The sequence below is a fragment of the Stella humosa genome, from assembly GCF_006738645.1.
Lineage (GTDB): Bacteria > Pseudomonadota > Alphaproteobacteria > ATCC43930 > Allostellaceae > Allostella > Allostella humosa.
Map to the genome: position 1 here is coordinate 3,390,358 of NZ_AP019700.1, position 18,308 is coordinate 3,408,665.

Annotated in this window: 17 protein-coding genes; 1 reads left to right on the top strand and 16 read right to left on the bottom strand. The window is 68.8% G+C overall.

Annotated elements, in window-relative coordinates:
• Complete coding sequence (locus tag STVA_RS15860) at window positions 1–951, bottom strand: FAD binding domain-containing protein (protein WP_123694938.1); 951 nt, start codon at window positions 949–951, stop codon at window positions 1–3.
• Window positions 948–1,604, bottom strand: a complete 657-nt coding sequence (gene paoA / locus STVA_RS15865; RefSeq protein ID WP_123694940.1) for an aldehyde dehydrogenase iron-sulfur subunit PaoA — start codon at window positions 1,602–1,604, stop codon at window positions 948–950. The genes STVA_RS15860 and paoA overlap by 4 nt, the downstream gene beginning before the upstream one ends.
• Before the next feature lie 176 nt (window positions 1,605–1,780).
• Here paoA and STVA_RS15870 point away from each other — a divergent pair, with 176 nt between their 5' ends.
• On the top strand, window positions 1,781–2,674 hold the full coding sequence (locus STVA_RS15870; protein WP_123694943.1) for a LysR family transcriptional regulator: 894 nt from the start codon (window positions 1,781–1,783) through the stop codon (window positions 2,672–2,674).
• A 22-nt stretch (window positions 2,675–2,696) separates the two neighbouring features.
• On the opposite strand, the gene parC is transcribed toward STVA_RS15870, so the two are convergent.
• From parC to rpoZ, 14 genes are all read right to left on the bottom strand, one after another.
• The gene (gene parC / locus STVA_RS15875; protein ID WP_123694945.1) at window positions 2,697–4,910 is read right to left on the bottom strand and encodes a DNA topoisomerase IV subunit A; all 2,214 of its coding nucleotides are present in this window, start codon (window positions 4,908–4,910) and stop codon (window positions 2,697–2,699) included.
• On the bottom strand, window positions 4,907–5,689 hold the full coding sequence (gene recO / locus STVA_RS15880; protein WP_123694947.1) for a DNA repair protein RecO: 783 nt from the start codon (window positions 5,687–5,689) through the stop codon (window positions 4,907–4,909). Before recO ends, parC begins: the two co-directional genes overlap by 4 nt.
• A 7-nt stretch (window positions 5,690–5,696) precedes the next feature.
• Window positions 5,697–6,524, bottom strand: a complete 828-nt coding sequence (locus STVA_RS15885; protein ID WP_123695362.1) for an SAM-dependent methyltransferase — start codon at window positions 6,522–6,524, stop codon at window positions 5,697–5,699.
• 145 nt (window positions 6,525–6,669) lie between these two features.
• Entirely contained in the window at window positions 6,670–7,764 is a 1,095-nt protein-coding gene (locus STVA_RS15890) for an ABC transporter ATP-binding protein (RefSeq protein ID WP_123694949.1), read from the bottom strand.
• Window positions 7,765–7,799: 35 nt separating this feature from the next.
• Window positions 7,800–8,714 carry a carbohydrate ABC transporter permease gene (locus STVA_RS15895; RefSeq protein ID WP_123694951.1) on the bottom strand — a complete coding sequence of 305 codons (915 nt, stop codon included), beginning with the start codon at window positions 8,712–8,714 and terminating at the stop codon, window positions 7,800–7,802.
• Window positions 8,714–9,547 carry a carbohydrate ABC transporter permease gene (locus STVA_RS15900; RefSeq protein WP_245978564.1) on the bottom strand — a complete coding sequence of 278 codons (834 nt, stop codon included), beginning with the start codon at window positions 9,545–9,547 and terminating at the stop codon, window positions 8,714–8,716. Before STVA_RS15900 ends, STVA_RS15895 begins: the two co-directional genes overlap by 1 nt.
• 202 nt (window positions 9,548–9,749) lie before the next feature.
• Complete coding sequence (locus tag STVA_RS15905; protein ID WP_123695364.1) at window positions 9,750–11,090, bottom strand: ABC transporter substrate-binding protein; 1,341 nt, start codon at window positions 11,088–11,090, stop codon at window positions 9,750–9,752.
• A 153-nt stretch (window positions 11,091–11,243) separates the two neighbouring features.
• Window positions 11,244–12,488, bottom strand: a complete 1,245-nt coding sequence (locus tag STVA_RS15910; protein ID WP_170216707.1) for an ABC transporter substrate-binding protein — start codon at window positions 12,486–12,488, stop codon at window positions 11,244–11,246.
• Window positions 12,489–12,703: 215 nt separating this feature from the next.
• Window positions 12,704–13,666, bottom strand: a complete 963-nt coding sequence (gene era / locus STVA_RS15915; protein ID WP_123694957.1) for a GTPase Era — start codon at window positions 13,664–13,666, stop codon at window positions 12,704–12,706.
• Entirely contained in the window at window positions 13,663–14,424 is a 762-nt protein-coding gene (rnc, locus tag STVA_RS15920; protein WP_123694959.1) for a ribonuclease III, read from the bottom strand. The genes era and rnc overlap by 4 nt, the downstream gene beginning before the upstream one ends.
• Window positions 14,424–15,188 carry a signal peptidase I gene (lepB, locus tag STVA_RS15925; protein ID WP_123694961.1) on the bottom strand — a complete coding sequence of 255 codons (765 nt, stop codon included), beginning with the start codon at window positions 15,186–15,188 and terminating at the stop codon, window positions 14,424–14,426. The genes rnc and lepB overlap by 1 nt, the downstream gene beginning before the upstream one ends.
• Window positions 15,189–15,283: 95 nt before the next feature.
• Complete coding sequence (acpS, locus tag STVA_RS15930) at window positions 15,284–15,709, bottom strand: holo-ACP synthase (protein ID WP_123694963.1); 426 nt, start codon at window positions 15,707–15,709, stop codon at window positions 15,284–15,286.
• 13 nt (window positions 15,710–15,722) lie between these two features.
• A complete protein-coding gene (locus STVA_RS15935) occupies window positions 15,723–17,858 on the bottom strand; it encodes a RelA/SpoT family protein (RefSeq protein ID WP_123694965.1) in 2,136 nt (711 codons plus the stop codon).
• A 62-nt stretch (window positions 17,859–17,920) separates the two neighbouring features.
• Window positions 17,921–18,298: a DNA-directed RNA polymerase subunit omega gene (gene rpoZ, locus STVA_RS15940; RefSeq protein WP_123694967.1), complete on the bottom strand. Its 378-nt coding sequence runs from the start codon at window positions 18,296–18,298 to the stop codon at window positions 17,921–17,923.
• Between the last annotated feature and the right edge of the window lie 10 nt (window positions 18,299–18,308).

An 18,308-nucleotide genomic window follows, 5' to 3' on the forward strand; every position in this document is an offset into this window, starting at 1 on the left:
TCAGGCCCTCGCTTCGGCAAGCACGGCCGCCAGCGCGCGCTCGACCAGCGGAATCTTGAAGGCGTTCTCGTGGGTCGTGCGGGCGCCGGCCAGGAGCTGCGCGGTCACCGCCCGGGCGCCGGCCGGCATCTGCGCCTCTGCCGCCTCCATGCGCCAGGGCCTGGCCGCCACGCCGCCCAGGGCGACGCGGCCCGTGCCGTCGCGCCGCACGATGGCCCCGACCGAGACCAGGGCGAAGGCGTAGGACGCCCGGTCGCGCACCTTGCGGTAGATGTGCCGTCCGCCGACCGGCGGCGGCAGCGTCACCGCCGTGATCAGCTCCCCCGGGCGCAGGGTGGTTTCGACCTCCGGCGTTTCCCCCGGCAGGCGGTGGAAGTCGGCGATCGGGATGGCCCGCGACGCCCCGTCCGGACCCATCACCTCGACCGTCGCATCCAGCGCCCGCATGGCCACCGCCATGTCGCTGGGGTTGGTCGCGATGCACGCATCGCTGGCACCGACGACCGCGTGCTGCCGGCTGAAGCCGCCCAGCGCCGCGCAGCCGCTGCCCGGCCGCCGTTTGTTGCAGGGCTGGTTGGTGTCGTAGAAGTATGGGCAGCGCGTCCGCTGCAACAGGTTGCCGGCCGTGGTCGCCTTGTTGCGCAGTTGGCCCGATGCCCCGGCCAGCAGGGCGCGCGACAGCAGGGCATAGTCGCGCCGCACCCGGGCATCGGCCGCCAGGTCGGTATTGCGCACCAGCGCGCCGATGCGCAGGCCGCCATCGGCCGCGGCCTCGATCCGGTCGAGCGCCAGGCCGTTCACGTCGATCAGATGGGCCGGCGTCTCGATCTGGAGCTTCATCAGGTCGAGCAGGTTGGTGCCGCCGGCGATGAAGCGGGCACCCGGCATCCGCGCCGCCGCCGCGACGGCTTCGGCCGGGGAGCCGGCGCGCTCATAGGTGAAGGGCTTCATGCCGGCCTCCCGGCGATCTCGGTGATCGCGTCGACGATGTTGGGATAGGCGCCGCAGCGGCAGATGTTGCCGCTCATCCGCTCGCGCAGCTCGGCCGCCGTGACCTGCGGGACGGCATCGAGGTCGCCGCTCGCATGACTCGGGATGCCGGCGCGGATTTCGTCCAGCACGGCCACGGCGGAGCAGATCTGGCCTGGCGTGCAGAAGCCGCACTGGTAGCCGTCGTGGCGCACGAAGGCCGCCTGCATCGGGTGCATGGCACCTGGATTGCCCAGCCCCTCGATCGTCGTGATCGCATCGCCCTCGTGCATGACGGCCAGCGTCAGGCAGGAATTGATGCGCCGCCCGTCGACGATCACGGTGCAGGCGCCGCATTGGCCGTGATCGCAGCCCTTCTTGGCGCCCGGCAGGGCGAGGCGTTCGCGCAGCGCGTCCAGCAGCGTCGTCCGCGTGTCGACTGCGAGTTCGCGCGCGCTGCCGTTCACGGTGAAGGAAACCCGGGCGACGACCGGTGCTTCGAGGATGGCGGGCGGGGCCGCCGCCGGGGTTGTCTGGGCACCGGCGATCGGCGGCGCGGCAACGGCGGCGGCGGAGGCCGCGGCACCGATCAGCAGGCCGCGCCGGGATAGATCGAGGTCTCTGGAGCTTGGCATGGCAGGGGCCCAGCCTTTCTGCACGGGATGGCGGTGGAGGATTGCTGTCCGTGAAACTCGCCCTCGGCCGGATCGATCCCGGAACGACCGGTACAGGGGCCATCACCGAGGTGGGACCGACCCGGACGGACGATTAGGCAGTGATATCCGCATGGACTTATGGGTAGGGTTCATCAATGGCCCGCACGGACCTCAATGACCTGATCGTCTTCCTGGCCGTCGCCCGCGAACGGAGCTTCACCCGCGCTGCGGCCAGGCTCGGCGTCTCGCAGTCCTCGTTGAGCCACACCGTCCGCGGCCTGGAGCAGCGGCTGGGGGTGCGGCTGCTGGCGCGCACCACCCGCAGCGTGGCGCCGACGGAGGCGGGCGAGCGGCTGCTGCGCACCGTCGGGCCGAACCTGGACGAGATCGAGGCGGAACTGGCCGCCCTCGGCGACCTGCGCGAGAAGCCGGCCGGCACGGTTCGCATCACCGCGGGCGAGCATTCGGCGGAAACGATCCTGTGGCCCGTGCTCGAGCGCCTGCTGCCGCTCTACCCCGACATCCAGGTCGAGGTGGCGGTCGACTATGGCCTGACCGACATCGTGGCCGAGCGCTACGATGCCGGCGTGCGGCTGGGCGGGCGCATCGCGCGCGACATGGTGGCGATACGCATCGGGCCCGACATGAGCATGGCCGTCGTCGGCGCACCGGACTATTTCGCCCGGCGGCCGCCGCCGATCGAGCCGCAGGACCTGTCGGCCCATGCCTGCATCAACCTGCGCCTGCCGACCTATGGCGGGCTCTATGCCTGGGAGTTCGAGCGCGACGGGCGGGAGTTCAGCGTGCGGGTGGAAGGGCCGCTGGTCTTCAACACCATGCAACTGCGGATGAACGCCGCCCTGTCGGGGCTGGGACTGGCCTACCTGCCCGAGGACGCCGTCCGCCCGCACGTTGCAGCCGGCCGGCTCGTCCGCGTGCTGGCCGACTGGTGCGCACCCTTCTCGGGCTACCACCTTTATTATCCCAGCCGCCGGCAGCATCGGCCGGCCTTCGCGCTGCTGGTCGACGCGCTGCGCTACCGGGGCTGACGGGGCGGCTTGCCCCCGCCCCTTACCCGAACTTCTGGTTCTTCGGGAAGCCGTTGGGCGGCAGGCGTCCTGCGGTCGCGCGGGCGCCGAGCCACGGGTCGAGGTCGGTCTCGGTCCGCGTGCGCTCGCCGATCTTCCAGGTCAGGCCGTCGGCCTTGGCGAAGACCTTGATGTCCGACAGGCCGCCATCCTTGTAGCGTTGCAGGATGACGCCGCGGCCGCGCGCCAGGGTCGGCACCTCGTCCAGCTTGAAGACCAGCAGGCGCCGGTTGTCGCCGACGACCGCGACATGGTCGCCCACGGCCGGAATGCACACCTTGGCCTCGACAGCGCCCGCCACGTTCAGCACCTGACGCCCGGTGCGGGTCTGGGCCAGCGTCTCGTCCTCGGCCACCAGGAAGCCGCGGCCGTCGCTGGTCGCCACCAGCAGCGTGCGGCCGGGCCGGTGGGGGAACAGCGTCACGACGTCATGGTCGTTGGGCAGGTCGATCATCAGTCGGATCGGCTCGCCAAAGCCGCGGCCGCGCGGCAGCTTGTCCGCGGCCAGCGTGTAGAATCGCCCGTTGGTCGAGAACAGCAGCAGCCGGTCGGTCGTCTCGGCGTGGACCAGGAAGCGGCCGCGGTCGCCATCCTTGAAGCGCAGGTCGGCATCGGCCTCGACATGGCCGCGCGCCGCCCGGATCCAGCCCTTCTCGGACAGGAGAATGGTGATGGGCTCGCGCTCGACCATCGCCTCCATCGGCACCTCGACCGCCAGCGGGGCCGCACCGATCGTGGTGCGGCGACGACCGAGCGGGTTGGCGTCGCCGAACTGGTCGCCGATCTCCTTGATCTCCTTGGCGATCGCCCGCCACTGCTTGCGCTCGCTGTCGAGCAGCCCCTGCAAGCCCGCCTGCTCGGCCGCCAGCTTGTCGCGCTCGCGACGGATCTCGATCTCCTCCAGCCGGCGCAACGCGCGCAGGCGCAGGTTCAGGATCGCCTCGACCTGCACATCCGTCAGCGACCAGCGGGCGATCATCACCGCCTTGGGCTCGTCTTCCTCGCGGATGATGCGGATGACCTCGTCGATGTTGAGGAAGGCGATCAGATAGCCCTCCAGCACCTCGAGCCGGCGCGCGACCTCGCCCAGGCGGTGGCGGCTGCGCCGTTCCAGCACCACCTTGCGATGGTCGAGGAAGGCCTGCAGCACCTCCTTCAGGCTCATGACGCGCGGCACGCCCTGGGCGTCCAGCACGTTCATGTTGAGGCTGATGCGCTGCTCCAGCTCGGTCGCCCGGAAGAGCGATTCCATCAGCATCTGCGGGTCGACCGTGCGGCTCTTGGGCTCCAGCACCAGCCGGATGTCCTCGGTCGACTCGTCGCGCACGTCGGCCAGCAGCAGCAGCTTCTTTTCCGACAGCAGGTTGGCGATGCGCTCCACCAGGCGCGATTTCGCCACCTGGTAGGGAATCTCGGTCACGACGATCTGGTAGAGGCCGTGCGACAGGCGCTCGGCCTCCCAGCGGGCGCGCACGCGGAAGCTGCCGCGCCCGGTCTCGTAGGCAAGGCGGATCGCCTCGGCGCTCTCGACCAGCACGCCGCCGGTCGGGAAGTCCGGGCCCCTCACATGCGCCAGCAGCGAATCGGGCGTGGCCTTGGGGTCGTCGATCAGAGCCAACAGGGCGCCGCACAGCTCGCCCGCATTGTGCGGCGGGATGCTGGTCGCCATGCCGACGGCGATGCCGGCCGAGCCGTTGGCCAGCAGGTTGGGGAAACGCGCCGGCAGCACCACCGGCTCCTCGCCCTCGCCGTCATAGGTCGGGCGGAAATCGACCGCGTCCTCGTCGATGCCGGCCAGCAGCGCCTGGGCCACCTCCGTCAGGCGCGCCTCGGTGTAGCGCATGGCCGCCGCGCCATCGCCATCGACATTGCCGAAATTGCCCTGCCCGTCGACCAGCGGATAGCGGGCGGCGAAATCCTGGGCGAGGCGCACCAGCGCGTCATAGACCGACTGGTCGCCATGGGGATGGAACTTGCCGATGACGTCGCCGACCACGCGGGCCGACTTCTTGGGGCTGGTATTGGGGTCGAGGCGAAGCTGGCGCATGGCGAACAGCAGCCGGCGATGCACGGGCTTCAGCCCGTCGCGCACGTCCGGCAGGGAGCGCGCCATGATGGTCGAGAGCGCATAGGACAGGTATCGCTCGCCCAGGGCGTCGACCAGCGCGACGTCGCGGATTTCCGAGGTGTCGGTCATGAATCCTGTAGATTTTGTGGTCTTTGCGGGCTCTCGCCTCCGCCCATAGTAGCCAGCCGGGCGATCCGGTCAACGAGGCGGCCGCGCGCGGCAGGCGCCCCGGCCCGGCCGAGGGCCGCGAAGACGTGGTTTTCCAGGAACCGGCCGGTCAGGCGAAGGCCATCCAGCACGTCGGCCGGCGGCGCCCCGGCAACCCCGTCGGCCAGCAGGAACGGCGGCAGGCGCAGCAGGCGGTCGGCATAGGCGGCCCCGGCCGCGGCCGACACGGCCCGCCCGCTGCGGGGTGAAACCCAGCGCAGCTCTTCGCGGCTGCCCGTCACCGCACACCGTTCGAGATCGAGGCCGAAGCCCAGCTCCGCCAGCAGGTCGCGCTCCCAGCAGACATAGGCGGCGGGCCAGGCATCCTCGGCATCGAGCCGCGCCAGCAGGTCGGCCAGGCCGTCGAAGCAGAGCGGGTGCGGCTCGCGGTCCGGCAGGGCGGCGTCGGCCACGGCGGCGGCCGCAACCAGTGCCGACAGCCGGTCGGCATCCCCCATCAGGCGCGCCGCGTGGCCATGCACCAGCTCGGCCGTCAACGCGCCCAACTGGTCGTCCAGGCGCGCGCGCCAGCGGGCGGCGATGCGGTTGCCCGGCTGGTAGACCGGGCCGGCCCGCCGCCCGGCGCCGCCGCGCACGAGCCCGGAATAGCGCCCCTGCCCGCGCGCCAGGACCGAGACGATGGCGTCGTTCTCGCCATGCCGGCGCAGCACCAGGACGATGGCGTCCTCTGACCACTCCATGCCCGGGCTATGCCGCCCTCAGCAGCGACCAGGTCAGTTCGTGCTTGTTGTGGTCCAGATGCATGAGGCGCGAGCCGGGAATGGCGGCAAAGGCGGCCGCCGTGGCGTGGTCCGTCTCGCCCTGGAACTTCAGGGTGCAGACGAAGTTGCGTGCGCGGCCCGCATCGAGCCAGCGGCGGACCAGTGCCAGCAGACGCGCCGGATAGCAGATGACGTCCGAGAAGAGCCAATCGACCGGCGGCTGGGCGGCGGGGTCGAGCCCGAATGCGCTGGTGCCGACCCAGGTGACGCCCGGCAAGGCGGCAATCGCCGGGGCCAGCGGCGCCTTGTCGATCGCCGTCACGCTGGCACCCAGCCCCTGGATCACCCAGGTCCAGCCGCCGGGGCTGGCGCCGAGGTCGATGCAGGTCTCTCCGGGTCCAGGGTAGGCGCCGATGCGGGTCAGCGCCTCCCACAGCTTCAGATAGGCGCGGTTGGGCGGGATGTCGCGATCTTCGACGAAGGTCCAGGCGCCATCCGGCATCGGGCTGGAGCAATGGCCGGCGGCCAGCATCTGGCCGGGTTCGAGCAAGGTCCAGCTGCCGAGTGGAGCGGTCGGCGGGCGCTCGGGAAAGGCCAGCGGCTTCGGCCGCACCGGCGGCAGCTTCTCGCGAATGAGCTCGGCGCGGCGGAAATGGCCGATGGGGTGCAGGTGCCAGCTACGCTGGATCGCCCGCAGGCGGCGCGCCGCATCGCCGATGGAGGCGATCGGGTGCAGCATGGGCTCGTGCCACACGTTCCTGGCCCAGGCGGCCGGCCGAGCGGGACCGGGTGCCGCCACGAGATCGCCCAGCATCGACGCCCCCTCCCCCAGCTCTATCAGGAGCTGGGGGAGGAAGCCGTCGGCTGGAACGTAGATGGTCTGTCCGAAGGGTGTCGTGTCGTTCACCGGCAGGCGGCGGATACCGTTTCGCCGCTCCGGCCCGGGGACGATCCCCGGGTCAGACGACCTTATCCGTCGATGGGTCGATCAGATGCATGTGCCCGAGGTCGGCCGCAAGGGGCATTACCTGCCCTGCCGCCACCGCGGAGGTCGGCTCGACGCGAGCAGACACCTCTTCGCCGTTGATGCGGAAGTAGAGCAGCGTCTCCATCCCCATCGGCTCGACCACGTCGACGGTCACCTGGAAGTTCTCCGACTGGCCGCTCGCATGGGGCCGCCGCTCGGTCATGTGCTCCGGCCGCAGGCCGAACAGCATGTCGCGACCGACATACTGCTTGTAGCGCTCGGTGCGGCTTGCCGGCAGCGGCAGCGACACATCGCCCATATGCGCCGTCAGTCCACCCGAATTCTGCTCCAGGCGGCAGGGGATGAAGTTCATCGCCGGCGAACCGATGAAGCCGGCCACGAACTTGGTCTTGGGCGCGTGGTAGAGATCGTTGGGCGCGCCCACCTGCTCGATCACGCCATGGTTCATCACCACGACGCGGTCAGCCAGCGTCATCGCCTCCACCTGGTCGTGGGTGACATAGACGGTGGTGGTGCGGACCTTCTGATGCACCTTCTTGATCTCGGTGCGCATCTGCACGCGCAGCTTGGCATCGAGGTTGGACAGTGGCTCGTCGAACAGGAACACCTTGGGATCGCGCACGATCGCGCGGCCCATGGCGACGCGCTGCCGCTGGCCACCCGAAAGCTGCTTGGGCTTGCGCGCCAGAAGCTCCGTGATGTCGAGGATGCGGGCGGCATTCTCGACCCGGCGCTTGATCTCGTCCTTGGCCACCTTCTTCAGGCGGAGGCCGAAGGACATGTTCTCGTAGACGGTCATGTGCGGATAGAGCGCGTAGTTCTGGAACACCATGGCGATGTCCCGGTCCTTCGGCGGCACGTCGTTCACCACCGTGCCACCGATGGCGATGTCGCCGTCGGAAATCTCCTCCAGCCCGGCGATCATCCGGAGCGTCGTCGACTTGCCGCAACCCGACGGGCCGACCAGCACCACGAACTCCTTGTCCGCGATGTCGAGGTCGATACCACGCACCGCCAGGGTGTCGTCGTACTTCTTCACCACCTTGCGCAACGTAACCTGGGCCATACAGCCTCTCCCCTTAACTGATCCCGTGGCCGATATCAGCCCTTGGTGGCGCCGGCCGTCAGCCCGGCGATGTAGTAGTCCATCAGGAAGGCATAGATGATCAAGGGCGGAGCGGCACCGAGCAGCGCGCCCGTCATGATCTGCCCCCAGTTGAAGACGTCGCCCTTGATGAGGGTCGTGATGATGCCGACCGGCAGCACGAGTTGGTCGGTCGATGTCGTGAAGGCCAGCGGATACAGGAACTGCGCCCAGGACACGGTGAAGGCGAAAATCATTGCCGCGATGATGCCGGGCAAGGCCACGGGAATGAAGATCTTGGTCAACGTCTGGAAATAGGTCGCCCCGTCGATCACGGCCGCTTCGTCCAGTTCCTTGGGAATGGAGGCGAAGTAGCCGATCATGATCCAGGTGCAGAACGGCACCGTCAGCGTCGGGTAGATGACCAGCAGCACCCACCAGTTGTTGATGAGCTGGATGCCCGTATACTCGTAGACGAAGGCGAAGATCTTGAACAGCGGGATGAACAGCAGCGTTTCCGGGATGAGGTAGGTGAGGAACACCCCGGTCGCCAGCGTCGTCGAGCCCCAGAACTTCATCCGCGCCAGCGCGAAGGCCGCCGGAATGCTCACCAGCATCGTGATCGTGACGACGACGATCGAGATGATGGCCGAGTTCTTGAAGAAGGTCAGGTACTGGTTGGAGGTCAGCAGCTCGGTGTAGTTCGCGAGCGTCGGGTTGAAGACCCACCATGGGTTCGTCGCCGCCGAGATCTCCTGCGAGGTCTTCAGCGAGGTGATGAACATGTAGATGGGCGGCGTCAGGAAGAAGATCGCGAACAGGACGAGGAAGACATAGGACCAGACCAGCGCCCGCTTGCGCGAGCGGCTGATGCTGCCATAGGACACCGGGCGGGACGGACCGCCCCGGGTCTCTGCAATTGCGGCGGCCATCAGGCTTCGTTCCCCCGCTTGGTGATATCCCGCAGAATGAAGATCGCTGCCACGCCCAGCAGCGGCACCATGAACAGCGAAACCGTGGCGCCCAGGGGAATGTCGCCGCCCTCGATCCCGAGCTTGAAGGCCCAGGTGGCGAAGACATGCGTCTGGTCGATCGGGCCGCCGGCCGTCAGCACGCGGACGATGTCGAAGTTGGCGAAGGTGACGATCAGCGAGAACAGCACGGTGATCGAGATGATGTTGCGCATCATCGGCAGCGTCACGTACCAGAGGCGCTGCCACCAGTTGGCGCCGTCGATGGAGGCCGCCTCGTAGAGCTGCTCGGGCACGGATTTCAGGGCCGCCAGATACATGATCATGAAGAACGGCGCGCCGTACCAGACATTGACCAGGATGACCGAGAAGCGCGCCCAGTACGGGTCGCCCAGCCAGGGCACCGACGGAATGCCGAGCAGCGCGAACAGCCAGTTGAAGGCGCTGTAGGACGGATCGAACAGCCAGAACCAGGCGAGCGTCGACATGGCCGGCGGGATGACCCACGGCACCAGCAGCATGCCGCGCCACTTGCGCTGTCCCTTGTCGGGGATGGCGTGGACGAAATGGGCGACGAAGAAGCCGATCAGCGCCTTGAAGACGACGGCCGTCACCGCAAAAATGCAGGACTGCTTCACCACCATCCAGAACGTCTCGCGCTTAAACAGGAACTCGAAGTTCCCGAAGCCGACGAAGCGCTCCATCGACTTGTTCAGGGTCGCAAGATGGAGGGAGTAGATCGCGGGATAGACCACAAGGGCCGCGATGATGATGATCAGCGGCAAGGCCATCATGAACGCGATCGTGGACTTGCGCTGGAAGAACCGGGGCCGCTGCCGGAAGCGCCGACCCGATTGAATGCCTACGGTACCGGAAGTCGCATCGACCATCGGCATCACCTTTCGCACTCGGAACCAAGCACCATGCAATTGTGGTTGCGGCGCCGCCATCCCGCGGGGGACGACGGCGCCGCCACCGGACTGCCGCCGCAGCGACTTAGCTGCGGGAGAAGCCTTCGAGCTCCGTCTCGGCCCAGGCGAGTGTCTTTTCCATGGCTTCGCCCTGGAAGTGCCGGACGACCATCTTGGTCATGGTCGCCTGGGTGTAGATCTGCGAGGCGATCTTCGGCGGGGCCGGGGACGCGGCGATCGAGAGCGTCTGGTGGTTGTGCGGGTTCGGGTAGTGGTAAAGCGTGCCCTTCGGCGGGCCTTCCTCGGCCCAGGTCTTGAAGGTGGTCAGCTTCTCGAAGGCCGGCAGGTCATAGCCACCCGACGCCACGACCATCTTCTCGGCCGCATCGGCCTGCGAGAGGCGCATGAGCAGGCTCTTGGCCGCCGTCTTGTTCTTCGAGAACGACCAGATGCCCCAGAAATACGGCAGGAAAGGCGAGAAGCGGCCCTTGGGACCGGCCGGCATGCCGTGGGTCCAGAGCTGCTCGGCGATCTGCGGTGCGTCGCGCTTGGCAACGGCCCAGGTGCTGGGCGGGTTCATGATCAGCGAGCCGCGGCCGGACACCAGCCACTTGTTGTTGGACGCGTCGTCCCAGGCCGAGACGTCGGCCGGCAGGAAGGCGGTCAGGCGCTTCATGTAGTCGAGGGCCTGGCGGACATTGTCCGACTTGACGACGATCTTGCCCTTGTCGTCGATCAGCGTCGCACCGAAGGACTGGAAGATGGCGCCGGCCGTATCGACCGAGTCCGAAGTCTGGCCGAGACCGATGCCGAAGGGCACGCCCGCCTTGTGGCACTTCTCGGCCGCGACCAGGAACGTATCCATGTTCCAGCCATCGGCCTTCGGCGCCGAGCCGGCCGGATACATCGCCTGGATGTCGATGCCGGCATGCTGCTTCAGGAGGTCGATGCGCGTGCACGGCCCCTTGATCTGGCTGCCCGCCGTGGCCGGGACGGCGATCCACTTGCCGCCGGAGCGCGCAAGGTATTCGACCGTGCCGTTGACCTTGCCGTTCTGCTTGATCAGCTCGGTCATGATGTCGTCGACCGGCTCCAGGTTCTTAACCTGGTCGGCCGGCTGCCAGGTCGGGAAGGCCAGGATGTCATGGCCCGACCGCGCCTGCGATTCGGCGGCGATGGTCAGCAGGTTCTTGTTACCCTGCGAAGTGATGTAGTCGATCGTGATGTCGACTTTTTCCTTGGCCGCCCACTCCTGGCAGAGCTGGGTCAGCGCGCCGTTGGCGCCGGGCACCCAATGGTCCCAGAAGCCGACCGACAGCTTGCCGGCGGCATAGGCGCCGCGGACGAAAGGCGCACTGAGCGCGACGGCCGAGACTGCGGCCGCCCCTTTCAGCACTCCACGACGGGAAACGCTTGCTCGGGTCATCGTCATCCTCCGCTGTTGGCCGTTCCCCCGATTATCGGAGGCGGCCAAGTTAAGGTCTTTCCGCGCACCGCTAGGTGGCGAATGACTCTTTTTTGTGAGCGTCAGTCTGACCCTTTTGGACTTTCCGCTCAAGCGGTTTCGGATGGTGGAGGATCAACCCGGGCGGTATGTCTCCAGCTCTTCCCTGGCCCAGGCGACCGCCTTCTCCACGGCCCAGCCTTCCCGCGTTACACGAGAAGCAAGACGGCCGATCATGCCTTGATTGTAGATCGTGGCCGCGATCGCGGGCGGGGCCGGATAGCCCGCGGTGATCATCGCCTCGTCGCCGCGCACGGGGTAGTTGAAGACGGTGCCTTTCGGCGGCCCGGCTTCGGCCCAGGTCGGCCCGTCCAGGAGTGGCCGCAACAGCGGCAGGTCGTAGCCCTGCGACGCGGCAACCATCCGCCGGACGACATCGCGATCGGCCAGATGCCGGAGGAGCGCGCGGGCCGCCGGCTTGTTGCGCGCGAAGTCCCAGATGCCAAGGAAATGCGGCATCACGGCGCGGAAGCGCCCCGATGGTCCGCCCGGCATGTCGTGGTGCCAGAGCTGCTGCGCCAGGCTGGCCTTGCCCTGCCTGGCCATCGCCCAGGGGCTGGGCCGGTTGACGATGACGGCGGCCCGGTCCTCGGCCAGCCAGTCGTTGTTGCCCCGGTCGTCCCAGCCCTCGACCTCGCGCGGCATCTGCTCGGCCAGGCGGATCAGATACTCCAGGGCATTGCGCATCTGGTCGGAGTCGACCCCGATCTCGCCGCGCGCGTTGACCAGCACGGCACCGAACGACAGGAACAGTGGTGCCAGCCAGTTCTGGGCGTCGCCGCCGGGGCCGATGGCGGCAGCGAAGGGCCGGCCCGCCTGCCGCAGGCGGCCGGCATGGACCAGGAACGCCTCCCACGACCAGGTCGCCACCCGGTCGGCCTGCCGGCTCACGCCGGCCGGGGGAAAGACCTCCTGCAGGTCGACCCCGGCATGCTGCTTCAGCAGGTCGAGTCGGGAGACCATGGGGAAGGCATGGCTGCCGGACGGCGCCGGCAGGCCGCGCCATCGGCCGTCGACGCGCGCCAGGAAGGATGCGGCCTCGTCATAAGGGCCGTGCGTGGCCTCGACCTCGGCCACGATGTCGTCCAGCGGCTCGAGCTGGCGGTGGTGGACGGCCACCTGCCAGCCGGGATGCACCATGACGTCGTGCCCGACCCGCGCGCGCGCCTCGGCCCGCGCGGTCAAGAGGTGCTTGGCGCCGACCGAGGTGATGAAGTCGATCCGCAGCGCGATGCGGTTCTCGTCGGCCCATTCCTCGACGACGCCGCGCAGCGCCTCGTCGGCGCCGGGAACCCGATGCTCCCAGAAGGCGACGGTCAACGGGCCCGATGCATGCGCGCCGCGGACGAATGGGGCAGCAAGCATCGCCGTGCCAAGGGTGGCCGCCCCACCAAGGAACCGTCGTCGCGCTATCGGCTCGCTACCCAACTCGCCACCTCCTGGTCCGCGCGGGCGGCATGTTTCAGCCACGGCGGAGGATCAACGCCGGCAGCGACCGTCCGGTTCCCTGCGCGGGCCGGCCAGCCGCGACCCCATCAGTTGGGCGACCAGTCCATGCCCTGGACGGCATAGGCCTCGGGCTCGTCCTGCCAGTTCGGGCGTTCCTTGACGAAGAGCAGCAGGTGCACGCGGCGCCCCATCATCTCGGCCATCTCGGTGCGCGCGGCCGTGCTGATCGCCTTGATCCGGGCGCCGCCCTTGCCCAGGACGATCGCTTTCTGGCTGGCGCGCATGACATAGACCACCTGGCCGATGCGCACGCTGCCGTCGCGATGCTCCTCCCAGGTCTCGGTCTCGACCGCGACGGCGTAGGGCACCTCGTCATGGAGCTGCAGGAACAGCTTCTCGCGGGTGATCTCGGCCGCCAGCAGCCGCATCGGCATGTCGGCCATCTGGTCCTCGGGATAGAGCCAGGGACCGGTCGGCATCAGCGAGGCCACCCGCCGCGCCAGGTCGGCGACGCCGTCGCCGGTCAGGGCCGAGATCATGAAGGTCTCGGAATAGGCGCCCGACTCCGCCATCTCGGCCGCCAGCGGCAGCAGGCGCTCCAGGCGGATGTCGTCGATCTTGTTCAGCGCCAGGATCGCTTTGCGCCGCGACCGGGCCAGCCCTTCCATGATGCGGCGCGCATCGGGGTCCAGCCCGCGGGTGGCGTCGACCAGGTGGATCTGGAGGTCGGCATCCTCGGCCCCCTTCCAGGCCGTCGCCACCATGGCGCGCTCCAGCCGGCGGCGCGGCTGGAAGATCCCGGGCGTATCGACCCAGATGATCTGGGCCGGGCCGTCGAGCGCGATGCCCAGCACGCGGGCGCGGGTGGTCTGCACCTTGGGCGACACGATCGCCACCTTGGAGCCGACCAGCCGGTTGACCAGGGTCGACTTGCCGGCGTTGGGGGCGCCGATGATGGCAGTGAAGCCGCAGCGCGTGGGCTCGGCGGCGGCGGTCGCGGCGGCGGCGGACTCGGCCGGCGGATTGGGCGGCAGTTCAGGCTCGGTCATGCGGCAGGCTGCCCCTTTAGGATGGTGAGGAGGGCCTCGGCGGCGGCGCGCTCGGCCACCCGCTTGGAGGTGCCGACGGCCGACGCGCCCGGATGGCCCTCGATGGTGACGGACACGGTGAAGGCCGGCGCGTGATCGGGGCCGTCGGCCGCCACCGTCTCGTAGCGCGGCAGCGGCAGCCCCCGGCCCTGGGCCCATTCCTGGAGTGCCGTCTTGGGATCGTTCGGCGGCTGGCGCTGGCCGACGCCCGCCCCCCAGCGCGCATGGATGAAGCGGGCCGCGACCTCCAGCCCGCCATCGAGATAGAGGGCGCCGATCACGGCCTCCATGCAGTCGGCCAGGGTCCCGGCCTTGGCCCGGCCGCCGCCGACCTCCTCGCCGCGCGACAGCATGATGAAGCGGCCGAGGCCGATCTCGCGCGCCACCTCGGCCAGGGCATCGCGCCGGACATGGGCCGCCAGGCGGCGGGCCAGGTGCCCCTCCGGCTCGGACGGGAAGCGGCGCAGCAGCAGTTCGGCCACGACCAGCCCCAGCACCCGGTCACCCAGGAATTCCAGCCGCTCGTAGCCGGACGCACCGGGGGCGGCGATCAGGCTCGGGTGGCGCAGCGCGTCGCGCAGCAGGCGGCGGTCGCGGAAACGATGGCCCAGGATGTCGGCCAGCAGCTCCGGGTCGCCGTCGCCGGGCGCGACTTCTATTCCGGGAGGTGCCCCGGCGGACGGGCCGCCGGCCGCGGCGGGCCGGGCGGCCCGCGCCATCACCCCACCCCGGAGAAGAGGCGGGACCAGCGGATCGCCATCGGCCAGCGCCAGAACTGCCACAAGGCGGCCGACCCGTCGGTCGAGAAGAACAGGAACTCCGCCCGGCCCACCAGGTTCTCGGCCGGCACGAAGCCGACCGCCGACGGGTCGCGGCTGTCGGCCGAGTTGTCGCGATTGTCGCCCATGGCGAAGTAGTGCCCGGCCGGCACGAGATACTCGGCCGTGTTGTCGAACTGCCCCTCGTCGGTGATCTCGAGGATGCGGTGCTGGCGCCCGCCCGGCATCGTCTCGATGTACTGGGCCACGCGCATGGAGCCGCCGAAGGGGCTGCGCTCGGTGAAATCCTCCACCCGCTGGCGCTTCACGGCCTCGCCATTGATGTAGAGCAGGCCCTGGCGCACCTGGATGCGGTCGCCGGGCAGGCCGACGATGCGCTTGATGTAGTCCGTCTTATTGTCGCGCGGATACTTGAAAACGGCGACGTCGCCACGCTCCGGCCCCTTGGCCAGGACGCGGCCGTTGAACAGCGGCAGGCCGAACGGCATCGAGTAGCGGCTGTAGCCGTACGAGAATTTCGACACGAACAGATAGTCGCCGACCAGCAGCGTCGGGATCATCGACCCCGACGGGATGTTGAAGGGCTCGTAGGCGACCGTGCGCACGAACATGGCGATCAGGATCGCATAGACGACCGTCTTGATCGATTCGAGCAGGCCGCCCTTGGCCTTCTTGTCGGGAACGGAAGAACTGCGGAACACCATCGACGACGCCTTGTTGGCTGGATTTCGGGTGCCGGGACGGCGCGGAGCCGGCGGATGAAGCCCGCCGGAGCCGGGCAAGTCAAGCGGCGGGCAAGTCAAGCGGCGGGCGGAGCGGCCTCGTCGGCGAGCGGGATCGCCGAAATGATGACGATGACCTGGGCCTGGGGATATTCGTCGGTGATGGAGACGTCGATGCGCGTGCCCATGCCGGGCGGCGTGATCTCCGCCAGGCGGGCGGCGGCCCCGCCGGTGAGCCGCATCGTCGGCTGCCCGCTGGGCAGGTTCACCACCCCCATGTCGCGCCAGAAGACGCCACGCCGGAAACCGGTGCCGAGCGCCTTGGAGCAGGCCTCCTTGGCGGCGTAGCGCTTGGCGTAGCTGGCCGCGCGCAGCCGCCGCCGGTCGGACTTGGCGCGCTCCAGCTCGGTGAAGATGCGCTGCGTGAAGCGCTCGCCATAGCGCTCCAGCGTCCGCTCGATCCGGCGGATGTCGATGATATCGCTGCCGATGCCGATGATCATCGGGCGGCGGCCATCATGCCCGCGCCCGCTCGACCGAATTGACCGACGAGTTGCTGCGCAGGGCAGCAATGATGTTGGTCAGATGCTTCACGTCCTGCACTTCGATGTCGATCAGGATCTCGAAGAAGTCCGTCGACCGACTGGTAATCTTGAGATTGGAGATGTTGCCCTGGTTCTTGCCGATGATCGTGGTCAGGTTGCCCATGCTGCCTGGCTCGTTCAGCAGGATGACGTGGATGCGCCCGACATGGTTGGCCGCCTCCCCCGTGCCGTCCCAGCCGACATCGACCCAGCGCTCCGGCGTCTCGGCAAAGCTCTCCAGCGTCTCGCAGTCGATCGTATGGATCGTGACGCCCTTGCCGGTGGTGACGATGCCGACGATGCGGTCGCCCGGCAGGGGGTGGCAGCAGCCGGCATAATGCACCGCCATCCCCGGGATCAGGCCGCGGATCGGGATGCCACCCTCACCGCGCACGGCCTTGGGCTTCACCCGGCGCAGCGGCACCACCTTGTCGCGCGGCTCGACCGGCTGCGGATGGACGGCGTTCACGACCTCGCGCCCGGTATGGAGCCCCTCGCCGACCGCAGCGTAGAGATCCTCCAGCGTCGTCAGGTTGAACACCCGCAGGACGGCCTCGACCGGGCGCTCCTGGAAGTCGTGGCCCTCCGCCTTGAAGGCGCGCTGCAGCAGCGAGCGACCCATCTCGACATACTGGTCGCGCTGCTGGGTGCGGACGAAGCGCCGGATGCGGGCCCGCGCCTTGCCGGTGACGACGAAACGCTCCCACACCGGCGACGGCGTCTGCGCGCGCGACGTGATGATGTCGACCTGGTCGCCGTTCTGCAGCACCGTGCGCAGCGGCATGATGCGGCCGTTGATCTTGGCACCGACGCAATGGTCGCCGACCGCCGAATGGACGGCATAGGCGAAGTCGACCGGCGTCGCACCGCGCGGCATGGCGATCAGGTCGCCCTTGGGCGTGAAGCAGAAGACCTGGTCCTGGAACATCTCGAGCTTGGTGTGCTCGAGGAATTCGACCGGATTGGAGGCATGCTCCATGATGTCGAGCAGTTCGCGCAGCCAGCGATACTGCGGCCCCTCGGTGCTGCCGGAGCCCTGCTTGTAGCTCCAGTGGGCGGCCACGCCGAGTTCGTTCACCTCATGCATGTCGGTGGTGCGGATCTGCACCTCGATGCGCTGGCGCTCCGGCCCGATCACCCCCGTGTGGAGCGAGCGGTAGCCGTTGGGCTTGGGCGTCGACAGGTAGTCCTTGAAGCGGCCCGGCACCACCGGGTAGCGGCTGTGGATGACGCCCAGCGCGTGATAGCAGTCCTCGACCGAGCCGACGACCACGCGGAAGGCCATGATGTCGGCCAGTTGCTCGAAGCCGACATTCTTGCGCTGCATCTTGCGCCAGACCGAATAGGGCGACTTCTCGCGGCCCGAGACGTCGGCCGCCATCCCGCTCTCGCCCAGCAGCTTCTGCAGCTCGCTGGTGACGCGGCCGACCAGCCCGCCGCCCTGGTCGCGCAGGAATGACAGGCGCTGGGTGATCGACTGGCGGGCGTCCGGGTGCAGCTCGGCGAAGGCCAGGTCTTCCAGCTCGTCCTTCATCTCGTGCATGCCGATGCGCTCGGCCAGCGGCGCGTAGATCTCCATCGTCTCGCGCGCGATGCGGCGGCGCTTGTCGGCCGACTTGATGAAGTGCAGCGTGCGCATGTTGTGCAGCCGGTCGGACAGCTTGACCAGCAGCACGCGGATGTCCTCGGACATCGCCAGGACCAGCTTGCGGAAATTCTCCGCCTGCTTGGTCTGGTCCGATTGCAGCTCCAGCCGCGACAGCTTGGTGACGCCATCGACCAGGCGCGCGATGTCGCGGCCGAACAAGGCCTCGATCTGTTCCAGCGTCGCGACCGTGTCCTCGACCGTGTCGTGCAGCAGGCCGGTGACAATCGACGCCGTGTCGAGCTTCATCGAGGCCAGGATGCCGGCGACCTCGACGGGATGCGAGAAATAGGGGTCGCCGCTGGCGCGCTGCTGCGAGCCATGGGCCTGGACCGCGAAGACGTAGGCGCGGTTGATGGAGCCTTCGTCCGCGCCCGGGTCGTACGCCTTGACGTGCTCGACCAGTTCGAACTGGCGCATCATGGCGGGCGCGCCCGGAAACGCGGCGAAGGGAACTAGCGGGGCGAGGGCTGCTGCCTGGGCGGCTATTCTTCCTCCGGCACCGGCGCGTCGCCCACTTCCTCGACCTCAAGGCCGGCGTCGGCCACCTCGGACTCGGCGCTGCGGGACGCGATCGCCTCGGTCCAGACCTGCTCGGACACGGACATCTCCTTGTCCTCTTCCGGCTCGTCGTTCTCGACATGGCGCTGCAGGCCGCGGATCAGGGACTCCTGCAGGCCGGGCAGCGAGACGGTGGCGTCGGCGATCTCGCGCAGCGCCACGACCGGGTTCTTGTCGTTGTCGCGGTCGATCGACAGCGGCGCGCCGGCGGCCACTTCGCGCGCCCGCTGGCCCGCCATCATGACGAGATCGAAGCGGTTGGGGATGCGCATGACGCAATCTTCGACGGTGACGCGTGCCATTGGCGACCCG

Bases quoted from the DNA above. Each gene is read 5' to 3' on its own strand.
- STVA_RS15860 (WP_123694938.1), bottom strand. From the start codon at position 951: ATGAAGCCCTTCACCTATGAGCGCGCCGGCTCCCCGGCCGAAGCCGTC.
- STVA_RS15870 (WP_123694943.1), top strand. From the start codon at position 1,781: ATGGCCCGCACGGACCTCAATGACCTGATCGTCTTCCTGGCCGTCGCC.
- STVA_RS15895 (WP_123694951.1), bottom strand. From the start codon at position 8,714: ATGGCCGCCGCAATTGCAGAGACCCGGGGCGGTCCGTCCCGCCCGGTG.
- STVA_RS15905 (WP_123695364.1), bottom strand. From the start codon at position 11,090: ATGACCCGAGCAAGCGTTTCCCGTCGTGGAGTGCTGAAAGGGGCGGCC.
- STVA_RS15885 (WP_123695362.1), bottom strand. From the start codon at position 6,524: ATGCTGGGCGATCTCGTGGCGGCACCCGGTCCCGCTCGGCCGGCCGCC.
- STVA_RS15900 (WP_245978564.1), bottom strand. From the start codon at position 9,547: ATGATGGCCTTGCCGCTGATCATCATCATCGCGGCCCTTGTGGTCTAT.
- lepB (WP_123694961.1), bottom strand. From the start codon at position 15,188: ATGGTGTTCCGCAGTTCTTCCGTTCCCGACAAGAAGGCCAAGGGCGGC.
- parC (WP_123694945.1), bottom strand. From the start codon at position 4,910: ATGACCGACACCTCGGAAATCCGCGACGTCGCGCTGGTCGACGCCCTG.
- STVA_RS15935 (WP_123694965.1), bottom strand. From the start codon at position 17,858: ATGATGCGCCAGTTCGAACTGGTCGAGCACGTCAAGGCGTACGACCCG.
- STVA_RS15890 (WP_123694949.1), bottom strand. From the start codon at position 7,764: ATGGCCCAGGTTACGTTGCGCAAGGTGGTGAAGAAGTACGACGACACC.
- acpS (WP_123694963.1), bottom strand. From the start codon at position 15,709: ATGATCATCGGCATCGGCAGCGATATCATCGACATCCGCCGGATCGAG.
- era (WP_123694957.1), bottom strand. From the start codon at position 13,666: ATGACCGAGCCTGAACTGCCGCCCAATCCGCCGGCCGAGTCCGCCGCC.
- paoA (WP_123694940.1), bottom strand. From the start codon at position 1,604: ATGCCAAGCTCCAGAGACCTCGATCTATCCCGGCGCGGCCTGCTGATC.
- recO (WP_123694947.1), bottom strand. From the start codon at position 5,689: ATGGAGTGGTCAGAGGACGCCATCGTCCTGGTGCTGCGCCGGCATGGC.
- rpoZ (WP_123694967.1), bottom strand. From the start codon at position 18,298: ATGGCACGCGTCACCGTCGAAGATTGCGTCATGCGCATCCCCAACCGC.
- rnc (WP_123694959.1), bottom strand. From the start codon at position 14,424: ATGGCGCGGGCCGCCCGGCCCGCCGCGGCCGGCGGCCCGTCCGCCGGG.